The sequence below is a fragment of the Dethiosulfatarculus sandiegensis genome (assembly GCF_000931935.2).
Taxonomy (GTDB): Bacteria; Desulfobacterota; Desulfarculia; order Desulfarculales; family Desulfarculaceae; genus Dethiosulfatarculus; species Dethiosulfatarculus sandiegensis.
In genome coordinates this window covers 46,181-58,240 of sequence record NZ_AZAC01000045.1, presented here as the reverse complement: position 1 = coordinate 58,240, position 12,060 = coordinate 46,181, and the positions used below count along the sequence as shown (strand labels likewise).

Sequence of the window (12,060 nt, the reverse complement as noted above, 5' to 3'; positions counted from 1 at the left end):
TAACATTCCTCGTGAGTGTGAAAATTTGGTTTTTCCTTTACCCAAAGGGCCACCCACGCATGGCTCTTCTCTCTTTTCCTAAAAGGTTTTTAACTGGGATTAAAGGGAGGCCTCGACCGAATCCGGCCGGGTGGCGGAAACCAGACCCAGGGCAAGTTCATGCAACCTGGCCATGGCCAGGCTTTGAATGGCTTCAGGCTCCATTTCCTGAACCTGATCCAGGGTCATGGGAACATTCACCAGATAATCCCCCAACCTGACCTTAAAAAAAACATTAACCCCGCCGTCGGCCCGCATATCCATACGGTCAATCGAAACGTTCACTTGAAAGGACATGACGCTCCCTTTTTGAAAAGCCCGCGCCCGGATAACCGGAACGCGGGCTCAAGGCTTATTTGGCGTTTTTCACAGACAGGTACCAGGAACTGGATTTATCCATCAGGCTTTGGATGCGGGCCACCATTTGGTGGGGATCTTTCAGATAGCCCTCTGTAAGCAGGGCCGACTCGAACAGTTGCTCCAACACATCCTTTAAATAGGAATCCGTGGGATTGCCCTTGAAGACCTCCAAAAGGTTTCTGATCAACTGATGATCCTGGTTGATCTCCAGAACCTTGGTGGGAATAGAGGCGTCCTTGTTTACAATGTGCATGATCTTCTGCATGGAAGATGTCATGCCGTCGTCCGGATTCACCAGGCAGCAGGGGCTGTCGGAAAGCCTGGTCGAGACCTTGACCTTTGTGACCCTGTCGCCCAAAACGTCTTTCACATGCTCTAAAAAGCGGTCAAAGACCTCTTTGTCCTCGCTGCTTAAGGGAGTCTGTTTTTTATCTTCTTCTGTGGACTCGAATTTATCCAGGTCCTTGGTGTCGGCATGTTCCACGGACTTGAAGTTATATTCCTTGTACTTGGCCAGGGCCTCCAGGGCAAACTCATCCAGGGGCTCGAACAGGTAGAGCACCTCAACCCCTTTTTTGCGGAAAATCTCCATATGGGGGTTCAGTTCAAAGGCCTCCCGGCTGGGGCCTGAGACATAGTAAATATCGTTTTGATCCGTCTTTTTCCGTTCCACATATTCGGCCAGGCTGGTCAGGCCTTCGGCATCGTCTGAGGCAGATGAGTTAAAGCGCAACAGCTCGGCATAACGCTCCCGGTTGGCGAAATCCATATAACCCAACTTAAAGGTCTTGCCATGCTCCCGCCAGAACTCCAGATAACGTTCCGGTTCCTTGTCGGCCATTTTCTGCAGATGGCTCACCACCTGTTTGGTCAGGTTCTTGGCGATCTTGCCCAGGACAAGGTTTTCCTGCAGGGTTTCCCTGGAGATATTTAAGGGAAGGTCCTCGGAATCCACCACCCCGCGTACAAAGCCCAGGTATTCCGGGATAAGGTCTTTGTTGCCCTTTTGGATCAACACCCTTTGCACATAAAGGTCCACTCCCGGCCTTTCCTGATTAAAACCGGGCATATCGTGACTTGTCTGGGGGATAAACAAAAGGGCATTGAACTGAACCGGGGCATCCACGGAAATATGGATCGTCTCAAAGGGGTCTTGGCTGTCAAAGGTGAGGAACTTGTAAAACTCGTTGTACTGTTCCTGTTTAAGGGAAAACTTGGGCTCGCGCCAAATGGCGGGTATGGTGTTAACCTGCTCGTCTTCCACATAAATGGGGAAGCCTATGAAGTTGGAGTGGCGTTTGATAATATCCTTGAGCCGATCCGCCTCGGCAAAAGAGAGTTCATCATCTTTCAGGTGAACCTCTATCACAGTTCCCCTCTGACGGCCGGGCTCCAGGTCTTCCAGCTCAAAAACCCCGGAACCGTCCGAGCTCCAGGCCACTGGCCCCGCCTCGGGCAGATAGGACTGGGATTTCACCACCACCTTTTCCGCGGCCATGAAAACAGAATAAAAGCCCACCCCGAATTTTCCGATGATGCCTTCTAGGTTGTTTTGCTCCCCGGCCATTTGCTCCATGAACTCGGCCGAGCCGCTTTTGGCTATGGTGCCCAGGTTGTTTATGGCCTCTTCTTCGGTCAGACCCAGCCCGGTGTCGGTTATGGTCAGCAGTTTTTTCTCTTTGTCACAGGAAATCCTGATCTCAAGGGGCAGGTCCTTGTCCCGCACTTCCGCACCCCGGTTGATCTCAAAACGGACCTTATCCAGGGCGTCTGAGGCATTGCTGACCAGCTCGCGCACGAAAATCTCTTTGTTGGTGTAAAGGGAGTTGGCCAGAATATCCAAAAGTTGCTTTACTTCGGCCCTGAACTCATGCTGCTTAGTCTTTTTCTGCTCTGTCATGGGTGACGCTCTTTTTACTGTTTAAGGTTTTAAAATAAGAGGAAAGCCTTATCTGGGGCGGACGTGTTAAAAAAAGCAAAAGACGGCCTTTTGGCGCGGTTTTCGAAAATCTGAAGATTTGCCGACCCCCGCAAAGCCCCCCGGCTTTCCTTTTTTTCAGTTATTTGGTTGTTTGAGGCTGTTCTCCCCCTTTTTACGCAACCAATTAAATAAATAAGAACTGAAAGGCAAATGTCAAGTGTCCGAGCCGGGCCTTGAGATGCAGTTTCTGGGGCAGATGTTTATGGCCTCCCTTAGTTTATCTTCCGGATAAGACTTAAGCTCAGCCACCTCTATAAACTCAGCGGCTTCATTGAAGCTGAAGACCTCCGGGCAGACCTCAAGGCACCCCATGCAAAGGGTGCAGCAGGCCATATCCACTTCCGGAGGGGAGGATTTGGAAGTTTGCGCGCTCATCACACCTCGCCAGGCTAAAGCATAAAAAGGCTGACGCCATGATCGATCAATCACCCTGTTTGGGCAGATCCAGAATCATGGCTGTTTCATCGCAGGCATCGGGAAACTTGATGCAGTTTATGCAGTCTGTCCATATCTTGTGGGGCAGCTCTTTTTTATCAACTTCCTTAAAGCCCAGGGAAGCGAAAAAGCCGGTCTCCAGGGTGAGGGTGAATATCCGATGAAATTTAAGCTCAATGGCTTCTTCCAGACAGGCCCTCACCAGCCTGCCGCCCCAGCCCTGGCCCTGGTATTGTGGGGCCACCACCAGGCTGCGCACCTCGCAGGTATTTTCCCAGATAATGCTCAAGGCGCAGCAACCCACTCGTCGTCCCTTTTCATCCTCAGCCACAAAAAAGTCGCGCAACGCGTCATAAATTCGGCTTATGGGCCGGGCTATGACAATACCCTTGGCCGCATAGTCAGCCAAAAGGCCGTGGATAAAAAGTACATCTGATTGCATGGCCTTGCGGATCATCTTGTTTCTCTGGCTTTCCCTTGTTTGAATGTGATTTTCCCTGCTCGGGGCAAAAGTTTCCATGAATATCCAAAACCGGGCTCAGGCTTTGGTTTTGGCCACACTCCAGGCCTTGGGTTTCACCTCGGCCAGGATTATCCCGGTTATGATAAGCAAACCGCCCAACACGCCTGTGAGCCCCAACTCCTCGCCGAGCCAAAGATAGGAAAAAAGCGCGCCAAAGCCCGGCTCCAGGGTGAAGATAATCGCTGTTCTGGTGGGGCTGGTATAGGCCTGGGCCCAGGTTTGGCCCCAAAAACCCAATATGGTGCAGGTGAGCCCCAGGTAAATGGTGGCCCAAAGCGCCGGTCCGCTCAAGTTGAAATTAAGCTCTCCCGTTGCCATGGCCCAGATCAGGCCGCCTAAGGCAACCACTGAAAACTGCATAAAGGCAAGGCAAAAGGAGTCTCTCCCCGGGGCAAAGCGCCCAAGGGAAATGATATGGCCCGCACAGAAAAAAGCACAGGCCAGGGTGAGGGCGTCCCCTACATTGAAAGACCCCATCTCCCCGCCTGAATTACTTAGAAAAAACAACCCGCAAAAGGCCACCACAGCCCCGAGCATGGCCGCGGGACTGGGGGATTTTCTTAAAACCAGCACCGTAAGCAAAGGCACCAGGACCACGTTAAGGCCGGTGATAAAACCGCTTTTACTGGCAGTGGTGAAGGCCAGACCCTGGGCTTGGGTCATGAAAGCCAGGAACAAAAAGGACCCGCAGATCAGTCCTGATTTAAGCATGGGGGTTCCAAACTGCCCCCTTTTCACCCAGGCAAGAGGCAAAAGCACCAGCCAGGCCAGAAAAAAACGCATAAACAAAAGGTTGGCCGGGGTGGTTTCATTGAGCGCGTCTTTTATGACTGCAAAGGAGCTGCCCCAAAAAAGCCCCACCCCAACCAAGGCGAGGTCAGCGGCCAGACGGGTTTTTGAATTTGAGAGCGCCATATTCCTTCACCTATTCAGCAGGCATCACCTCAGGTTCAGGGTGCAGGAAAAGGACCGGAGGTTGGATTCGCTTACCCCCAAAGACGGCCCTTTTGCAAGTCTGGCAATAATACAGCCCGCGAGGCGCTTTTCGCCAGGGGTAAATGAAGTGATTCAACCTGCCGATTAACAATCCGAAAACCACCGCCCAAAGGCAAAATTCAAGATCACAGAATCTGGCTTAAAAAGCTTTGGGTGCGCGGGTTTTGGGCCCGGTCGAAAATTCGGTTGGGAGCGCCCTCCTCCACAATGGCCCCCTGGTCCATAAAAATAACCCTGTCAGCCACTTCTCGGGCGAATCCCATCTCATGGGACACCACCACCATGGTCATGCCGTCTTTGGCAAGCGCCTTCATGACATCCAGCACCTCGCCCACCATTTCCGGATCAAGGGCGCTGGTGGGTTCGTCAAAGAGCATCACCTTGGGGTCCATGGCCAGGGCCCTGGCGATCGCCACCCTTTGTTGCTGGCCGCCGGAAAGTTGGGCGGGAAAGACCCTTGCCTTATCCTTTATGCCCACTTTCTCCAAAAGCATATGGGCCTTTTTCATGCAGTCGGCCTTGGAGCGCTTTCGCACCACTCTTTGCGCCAAAATCAGGTTATCTTCCACTGATTTGTGGGGGAAAAGATTAAACGACTGAAAGACCATGCCCACCTCGGTGCGAACCTGGTTTATGTCTGTGCGTTCATCCAATATATCCACACCATCTATTAAAATATTGCCCACATCAGCGTATTCCAGCCGGTTCAAGCAACGCAAAAGCGTGCTTTTGCCTGACCCGCTGGGGCCAATGATCACCACCACCTCGGCTGCCCCCACCCGGCAGGACACATCCACCAGGGCCTTGACCTCATGGGGCAAATGAAAAGTTTTCGATACGCTCCTGACCTGGATCACGACATGACCGTCCTTCTCTCAAGGTATTGCACAAGCATGGAAAAAGTGAAGGTGAGCACCAGGTAGAGCAAGGCGCAGACAAACCAAAGCTCAAAGGGCTGGAGACTGGTTGTCACAACCTCCCTGGTGGCCTTGGTCAGCTCCCTGATGGCGATAATGCCCAAAAGCGAGGAATCCTTGATCAGGCTGATAAACTGACCTGCCAAGGGCGGCAATATTCGGCGAAAGGCCTGGGGCAAGATAACATGGCGCATGGCCTGGCTCGCGCTCATACCCAGGGAGCGGGCCGCTTCGTTTTGACCGGTGTGAACGGACTGGATGCCCGCACGCACGATCTCGGCCACATAAGCCCCGGCAAAAAAGGAAAGAGCCGCCACGCCAAACCAGAGCGGAGGTATGGAGGGCATTCCATAACGGTTCAGCAGGCTGTTGATAAGGGTTCCAAAGACAAAATACCAAATGAATATCTGCACCAGAAGCGGGGATCCCCTGACAATTTCAATATAAGTAACAGCTCCCCAACGCAGGGTGGGATTTTGGGAGATCCGGGCCAGCCCGGTGAAAAGCCCCAATATGGTGCCGAAGATTATCGCCACCAGGCTTACCTTCAGGGTGAGCCATAGCCCCTGTAAAAGGATTCCGACCTGCCATTCCTTGTGGCTGGCCAGCACATCGCCCATGTTGATGAAATCGCCCTGCTCCACCCAAAGCCCGGAAAGGGGCACGGTGTAGGTTTCCTTTTCCCCTTCCCCCCCCACGGTGACCAGGGCCTTTTTTTTCTGATCTTTGACGGAAAGGACTTCTCCCTGGACCTCGGCCCTGACTTCAACCTCCTCCTGAAAAAAGAAATACTGGGGAACCCGGTACCATCTCCAGGAATAATCAACCATTTGGGTGGAGTAATACAAAAGCCCCACCAGGATAAAGACCAGAGCGAAGAAAAAAGAACCCCAGGTAAGGTAATATTTTCTTGTTCGTCTGGGTTCCAGTCCCGAGCTTACATACATAAGATCAACCGTTTTTAATAAGGAATCTTTTCAATCCTTTTGATCTGCCGGGCAGCTTGTGGTCAAGGCCCGGAAAGGCCTTTTCCACAGGCTGCCCGATCAGAGCCGGGCAAAGCCCTCCCCGGCTAAAAAGGTTTCACAGAAAGGCAGCCGTATTCATTGGACGTTTTTCAACCAGGCAGTGGACTCGAACCACTTTTGATAAAAACGGTCAAAGCGCCCATCGTTTTTAAGCTGACGCAAAAAGTTATTAAGCCAGTTGATAAAATCCGGATCACCCCGCCTGATCGCCCAGGCAATGGGTTCAAAAGTAAAGGGCTCATCCAAAAAGATCAGCTTGCCCGCGCCCTGCTGGCCGTGGAAAACAGCGCAATAGGGAAGGTCATAGATAAAGGCGTCCGCCTTGCCGTTCACCACCTCCAAGGCTGCTTCCGGCTCGGTTTCAAAGGATTTATAGGTGCATTTGGGAATCAGGCGCTTAACCGCCATCTCGCCTGTGGTGCCGAGCTTGGAGGTGACGATGAATTTGGGATCATTCAAGTCCTTGTATGACTTAACCTTGCCCGCGTGTTTTTTATGAAGAAGAATGGTCTGCCCCACCACCACATAGGGCTCGGCAAAATTGACCTTGAGGTTACGCTCCTGGGTGCAGGTCATACCGCTCATGATGATATCGAACTTGTCTGTTAAAAGAGCGGGGATAATGCCGTCCCAGGCGGTATTCACCGGCACGAACTTGACCCCCATGGCCTTGGCCATCTCCTTGGCGCAGTCGATGTCGAACCCCACAAACCTGCCCTTTTTATCTGTCATTTCAAAGGGCATGTAACCGGCTTCAAATCCAACCCGCAGTTCTCCATTTTTGAGGATTTTTTCCAAGGTGGATTTTTTGGCCAGCTCTATATCAGCGGCCCAAAGGCAGGTGGCGCTCACAAAAACCAGGCAACATAAAACAGCGGCAAGGCAAACGATGCGTTTCATAAAATTCCCTCCATTGCTTATTTGTTTTGAGCCGGATTTTGATGGATGCGTAAAAACGCCTTGTTTGAACGGTTGCAATTCAGTAAGCCTTACCCTCGGTCAACACTTCCTTGAAGGCCATCCGGATCCTGCATTTGGGGCAGAGGGGGATTTTTTCGGCGGGAATATAGACTATCTCCGTCCTACGGCACTTGGGGCATATAACTTCAATGGCCTCAAGATCGCCCTTAGCCATGTTGACCTCCTTGTATTCAGAAGACCAATTGTTTAGCCTTGGATTGCAGGGTTGAGAAATGCCGCCAAATTCAAGCCGCCAACTTGAGCAACAGTTTCAAAAGCAACTAAAAACCTTTTTTTTAAAAAGGCCTTTGACCGCCGGACCGGGTAAAATTACCCAAAGGGGCTTCGGCATGACCCACAATACAGTATTTATCCGGTCAACCCAATATGATTTTTTTAACTGGTGAGACAAAATGAAACTACCTCCGTTTAAGTTGGAAAGATATTTCGCCCGTTACGAATTTGAGGTGCCTTTTGTACTTTCAGCTTCGGATTCTGAAACCATGAGCATTTCAGAACTTCTTGAACTGGAGCCCGGGGTTAAGGAGCATTTCCTGGGGCTGAACCTGGGATACACGGAATCCCGGGGACACCCGCTCTTACGCCGCGAAACGGCCAACTTGTATCGGAATATCAGCCCGGACCAGGTTCTGGTGCATACCGGAGCAGAAGAAGCCATCTATATCTTCATGGCCGGGGTGCTGGAAAAAGGCGATGAAGTGGTTGTACAGTGGCCCTGTTATGAATCCCTGGCCAGGGTGGCCCAGACAGGGGGCGTGCGGGTGCGGCTGTGGCATCCGGTCCCTGATGGGCGTTGGCAATGGGATCTGGATGAGTTGATGGAAATGTTGACCCCTAAAACCAGGGCGGTTGTGATCAACTTCCCCCATAACCCCACCGGAGCCCTGGCCGGGCCGGAATTTTTGCAAGACCTGGCCGCTTTGTCGCAACGCCATGGTTTTATAGTTTTTTCAGACGAGGTCTACCGGGGATTGGAGTATGAGGGAGTGGAAACCCTGCCCGCATTCTGCGACCTGGACGCCGGGGCCGTGTCTCTGGGGGTGACGTCCAAGGCCTATGGCCTGCCCGGCCTGCGCCTGGGCTGGGTGGCCAGCCAAAACCAGGCAGTGTTAAAGACCATGGCTGAATTCAAGGACTACACCACCATCTGCAACCCGGGGCCCAGCGAATTTCTGGCCACTGTTGCCTTACGAAACCAAAGGCATATCATCAACCGCATCCTCAAGATCATAAGTAAAAACCTTAAGATCCTGGATGGTTTTTTTGAAAGGCACAAAAATCTGTTTCAGTGGCAGGCCCCACAGGCCGGGCCGATCAGCTTTGTGCGTTATAAGGGAAAAGACCGGGCCGAAGACTTTTGCCATGAACTGGCCCGGGAAAAGGGAGTTCTCTTATTACCGGGTTCAGTTTATGACGATCAATATGACGATTATTTACGCATTGGTTTTGGCCGTAAAAACCTGCCCCATGCCATAAACGCCCTGGAAGAATGGCTTTTGCAAAGGGATTGAAATGAGACCCAAAAGGCCATGTTCCCCTGACGGCCATTTCGCGCTGCCAAAAAGATTTCACCAACACCTTAAAACTTTTTAAGGTGTTGGTGATTAAAAGCCTTTCACAAACTCTCAGACAAATTCATTGCCAAGCCCTTAGCGCATCTGCTCAGGCAGCCAAAGGGCGATCTCCGGAAAAACAAAAACCAAGGCCACACTGAATATCAAAATCAAGACAAAGGGAAGCACGCTTTTTATGATCAGGGAAAGGGGTTCGTCAACTATCCCCTTGACGGTAAAGATATTAAGCCCCACCGGCGGGGTGAGCAGGGCTGTTTCGATCAGCATCATCAGGATAACCCCAAAGGCGACAGTGTCTATCCCCAGAGCGGGCAGCAAAGGGGCCAGAACCGGCACGGTGAGAACCGTGATCGAGCCGCCGTCCAAAAACATGCCGAGGCAGAGGTAAAAAACAACCAGGACCAGAATAATCGCCAGGCGGGGCATGCCCGAGTTCACGATCGCCTCTGCCAGGTTGGATGGAATCTGCAAAAGGGTTATGACATGGCTCATGGCCAGCGCGCCGATCATGATCATTAAAATCATGGTGGACAATACAGCCGAATCCTTGAGGCAGGTGAGGAATCCCTGCCAATCCAATTTGCGGTAGGTAAAGGCGCACAAAAGGCTGTAAAGCACCAATATGGCCCCTGCCTCCGTGGGGGTGGCCAACCCGGAATAAATGGAGCCCAGCACAAAAACCGGGCCAAACAAAATAAGCACGGAACGTTTCAAAGAGGCCAGGCGCTCGGCCCAGGTATAGCTCGTTGCCTGATAACGGCCCGTAATCTTACAGTTAAAGATCACATACAGGCTGAAGAGCAAAACCAGCATGGCGCCGGGTACAACGCCTGCCATGAAGAGTTCGCCCACCGAGGTGTCGGTAAGAAACCCATACACAATAAATCCCACACTGGGGGGGATTATGAGCCCCAGGCTGGAGCCGGTTACTGTTCCGATAACCAGCTTTTTGTCATATCCCCTTGCCAGCAAAGGTTTCATGGCCACCAGGGTGACAATGGCGGTGACCGCAGTGCTTGAGCCTATCATGGCGGCAAGCACCCCGCCGGTGATGCAGGTGGCCACTCCCAGGCCGCCCGGCAACCAACCGAGCCACTTGCTGCTTAAGTCATACATCTCCTCACCCAGGCCGCTTTTGGAGAGTATCAAGCCGCCCAAGGTGAAAAGCGGAATGGCCAGCAATACAAAATTGGTGGCTGTATGTTCCGCCACGATCGGCAAGGTGTTCCAACCGTCAATGCCTTCGTGAAAAAAGAAAAGCCCGGCCATGCCCACCAGACCCAGGGCAAATGAAATGGGCGCACCCCAGAACAAAAGGCCCAAGGCCAGGATCAGAATGCCGCTCGGCATATGCACGGACAAGGCAAAGAGGCCCACTGCCAAGGTCAGGCAATAGGGAATCAGGATCACAAAGCGGCTTTTAAGGGAGAGCTGATTATCTGCCTGGCACTCCCTTATGGCGTAGGCAACCTTGCTTGCTATCTGCAGGGCGCTGATTCCCATACCCACCGGTATGGCCAACCTTAATAGCCACATGGGATACCTGACAAGCCCCTCGCTCATGGAATCCATGACCCAGGCCTCTAAAAAGGCCTCATAACCGTACCAGCCCAGGGCCAGGATAAAGAATACCGAGCTTAGATCCGTGGCCATTTTCAGGGGCAGGCTGAACCTGGCCGGCATGCGTGAAACAAAGACATCACAGGAGACATGCTTTGATTTCTGGATGCCATAGCCTGTGGTTAAAAAAGGAAACCACATAAAGACCAGGATGGATATGGACATTACCCAACTGGTCGGCCGGTTGAAAAGATGGCGGGCAAAGGCCTCATAAGACATGAACAAGGCAACCAAAAGCATTAACCCGCCCGCAGTGAGGGCGGCAGCGGTGTTTATGCTGTCTATGATTTGCCAAATATCCTTGCGGGGTTTTTGAAGCTCCCCTTCCCTTATCATGTCGACCGGTCCGCTTTTTGCCTGAACAGCTCTTGATTCCATGATCCATGCCCTGGCCAAGGGTTAAAAGCCCGGCATTACCCACCGGGCTAAAACTTATCGATAAACTCCTCACGGACTTTGTCGGCAAGCTAAGGCCCGGCGACTGACGCCGGGCCTCTTTTTTTATTTCGCTTGATCCAAAAGATCCCAAAGTTCCTGATATTTGTCCTTAAGCTGACCTTTGGAATATTCCTTCATCACCGGCACCACAGTTTCAACCAGCTTTTTACGCTCATCCGCGCTGAACTCCACCAGAGCTTTGGCCTTTCCTTTTAAAAAGGCAAGGTCTTGGGCTCTTTCCTTGGCAGCATTCTTCCTGGTCCAGGCTTCCACTTCCGCAGCGGTCTGCATGAAGAGTTTTTGCTGATCCGGGCTTAAGCGCTTCCAGGCTTTTTGGCTGATCACAAACCACATGCTGAGATAAGGCAAGGTGGGGTCTACTGTGAGGTAGGGGGCCACTTCGTATAGCTTGCTGCGACGCCAACGCGACATGCCGGAGGTAACGCCGTCTATGGTTCCCCTTTGCAGGGCGGTGTAAATTTCCTTGGCGCTCAGATCCACCGGCACTGCGCCCAGGGCCTTGTACATGGTGGCCTGGGCAGTTCCCGAGGTGCGCATCTTGAGCCCCTGATAATCCGAAACCTTTTTTATGGGGCTTTCTCTTCTGCCCGCCAGAGCCGTGCCAAAGGCCCAGGCTCCCAAGATGCGGCTTTTAAAATATTTTTCAAACTCACGGGAGGCCAGCTCCCGAACCTTGGGGGTATCCAGAAAGCGGAAATAGTGATCATAACTTTGCCAGCAACCCTGGGCCCCAAAGGAGCCGATGAACTCGAGCACGGAAGAACGCCTGCCCACCAGGGCGACGTGTAGTATGCCCATATCCACCTGCCCCTTGCTGATGGCCGAGTTTATGGTCTTGGCGTTGTAAAGCTTGCCCGCCCCGTAATGAGTGATTTTTACCTTGCCGCCTGTTTTATCGGTTATGGCCTTGACAAAACGGGCGGAGGCCAATTCAAGGTTGCTTTTGGGCGGGGTTGTGCTGGCAAAGGTAAGTTTCAGATCTGCGGCCCAAGCGCCAGAGCCCCATGTCAGGCCGATCAACAAAAAGACGGCGGCTCCCAAGAGGCCTGTTCTTGGCAGAAATCCTTTGGCAAGACCCATGATTTTCCTCCCTTTTATAAAAGGCTTTTTTGCCTTTCCCGGACCAAATTGCGAATCTTCACATTGC

12 protein-coding genes are annotated in these 12,060 nt (G+C 52.3%); 1 reads left to right on the top strand and 11 read right to left on the bottom strand.

Going from position 1 to position 12,060, the window contains the following annotated elements; translation table 11 throughout:
- Positions 1–99: 99 nt before the first annotated feature.
- The 9 genes from X474_RS20420 to X474_RS26595 all read right to left on the bottom strand — a co-directional run bounded on the left by X474_RS20420 (position 100) and on the right by X474_RS26595 (position 7,414).
- The gene (locus X474_RS20420; RefSeq protein ID WP_044351624.1) at positions 100–336 is read right to left on the bottom strand and encodes a hypothetical protein; all 237 of its coding nucleotides are present in this window, start codon (positions 334–336) and stop codon (positions 100–102) included.
- A gap of 55 nt (positions 337–391) precedes the next feature.
- A complete protein-coding gene (htpG, locus tag X474_RS20415; protein ID WP_044351622.1) occupies positions 392–2,299 on the bottom strand; it encodes a molecular chaperone HtpG in 1,908 nt (635 codons plus the stop codon).
- Between the two features lie 234 nt (positions 2,300–2,533).
- On the bottom strand, positions 2,534–2,755 hold the full coding sequence (locus tag X474_RS20410) for a ferredoxin (protein ID WP_044351620.1): 222 nt from the start codon (positions 2,753–2,755) through the stop codon (positions 2,534–2,536).
- 46 nt (positions 2,756–2,801) lie between these two features.
- Positions 2,802–3,335, bottom strand: a complete 534-nt coding sequence (locus X474_RS20405; RefSeq protein WP_231688361.1) for an N-acetyltransferase — start codon at positions 3,333–3,335, stop codon at positions 2,802–2,804.
- Between the two features lie 18 nt (positions 3,336–3,353).
- Entirely contained in the window at positions 3,354–4,253 is a 900-nt protein-coding gene (locus tag X474_RS20400) for a DMT family transporter (protein ID WP_044351619.1), read from the bottom strand.
- Positions 4,254–4,459: 206 nt separating this feature from the next.
- Positions 4,460–5,191: an amino acid ABC transporter ATP-binding protein gene (locus tag X474_RS20395; protein WP_044351617.1), complete on the bottom strand. Its 732-nt coding sequence runs from the start codon at positions 5,189–5,191 to the stop codon at positions 4,460–4,462.
- Positions 5,188–6,198 carry an amino acid ABC transporter permease gene (locus X474_RS20390; RefSeq protein ID WP_044351615.1) on the bottom strand — a complete coding sequence of 337 codons (1,011 nt, stop codon included), beginning with the start codon at positions 6,196–6,198 and terminating at the stop codon, positions 5,188–5,190. Before X474_RS20390 ends, X474_RS20395 begins: the two co-directional genes overlap by 4 nt.
- A gap of 156 nt (positions 6,199–6,354) precedes the next feature.
- Positions 6,355–7,179 (bottom strand): transporter substrate-binding domain-containing protein, encoded by an 825-nt coding sequence (locus X474_RS20385; protein ID WP_044351614.1) that lies wholly within the window; start codon positions 7,177–7,179, stop codon positions 6,355–6,357.
- Between the two features lie 79 nt (positions 7,180–7,258).
- Entirely contained in the window at positions 7,259–7,414 is a 156-nt protein-coding gene (locus X474_RS26595; protein ID WP_197282211.1) for a hypothetical protein, read from the bottom strand.
- 238 nt (positions 7,415–7,652) lie between these two features.
- Between X474_RS26595 and X474_RS20380 the strand changes: the two genes are divergently transcribed.
- Positions 7,653–8,771, top strand: coding sequence for an aminotransferase class I/II-fold pyridoxal phosphate-dependent enzyme (locus X474_RS20380; protein WP_044351613.1), 1,119 nt, complete (start codon positions 7,653–7,655; stop codon positions 8,769–8,771).
- A gap of 138 nt (positions 8,772–8,909) precedes the next feature.
- Here the strand turns inward: X474_RS20380 and X474_RS20375 are convergent, their stop codons facing one another.
- Both X474_RS20375 and X474_RS20370 read right to left on the bottom strand, forming a co-directional pair.
- On the bottom strand, positions 8,910–10,832 hold the full coding sequence (locus X474_RS20375; RefSeq protein ID WP_044351612.1) for a TRAP transporter large permease subunit: 1,923 nt from the start codon (positions 10,830–10,832) through the stop codon (positions 8,910–8,912).
- A 123-nt stretch (positions 10,833–10,955) separates the two neighbouring features.
- Positions 10,956–11,993, bottom strand: a complete 1,038-nt coding sequence (locus X474_RS20370; protein ID WP_044351610.1) for a TRAP transporter substrate-binding protein — start codon at positions 11,991–11,993, stop codon at positions 10,956–10,958.
- Positions 11,994–12,060 lie beyond the last annotated feature (67 nt).

What these genes read in the sequence shown, in the direction of transcription:
- X474_RS20375 (WP_044351612.1), bottom strand. Translation starts at nt 10,832, where the DNA reads ATGGAATCAAGAGCTGTTCAGGCAAAAAGCGGACCGGTCGACATGATA.
- X474_RS20400 (WP_044351619.1), bottom strand. Translation starts at nt 4,253, where the DNA reads ATGGCGCTCTCAAATTCAAAAACCCGTCTGGCCGCTGACCTCGCCTTG.
- X474_RS20420 (WP_044351624.1), bottom strand. Translation starts at nt 336, where the DNA reads ATGTCCTTTCAAGTGAACGTTTCGATTGACCGTATGGATATGCGGGCC.
- X474_RS20405 (WP_231688361.1), bottom strand. Translation starts at nt 3,335, where the DNA reads ATGGAAACTTTTGCCCCGAGCAGGGAAAATCACATTCAAACAAGGGAA.
- X474_RS20370 (WP_044351610.1), bottom strand. Translation starts at nt 11,993, where the DNA reads ATGGGTCTTGCCAAAGGATTTCTGCCAAGAACAGGCCTCTTGGGAGCC.
- X474_RS20390 (WP_044351615.1), bottom strand. Translation starts at nt 6,198, where the DNA reads ATGTATGTAAGCTCGGGACTGGAACCCAGACGAACAAGAAAATATTAC.
- X474_RS26595 (WP_197282211.1), bottom strand. Translation starts at nt 7,414, where the DNA reads ATGGCTAAGGGCGATCTTGAGGCCATTGAAGTTATATGCCCCAAGTGC.
- htpG (WP_044351622.1), bottom strand. Translation starts at nt 2,299, where the DNA reads ATGACAGAGCAGAAAAAGACTAAGCAGCATGAGTTCAGGGCCGAAGTA.
- X474_RS20410 (WP_044351620.1), bottom strand. Translation starts at nt 2,755, where the DNA reads ATGAGCGCGCAAACTTCCAAATCCTCCCCTCCGGAAGTGGATATGGCC.
- X474_RS20385 (WP_044351614.1), bottom strand. Translation starts at nt 7,179, where the DNA reads ATGAAACGCATCGTTTGCCTTGCCGCTGTTTTATGTTGCCTGGTTTTT.
- X474_RS20380 (WP_044351613.1), top strand. Translation starts at nt 7,653, where the DNA reads ATGAAACTACCTCCGTTTAAGTTGGAAAGATATTTCGCCCGTTACGAA.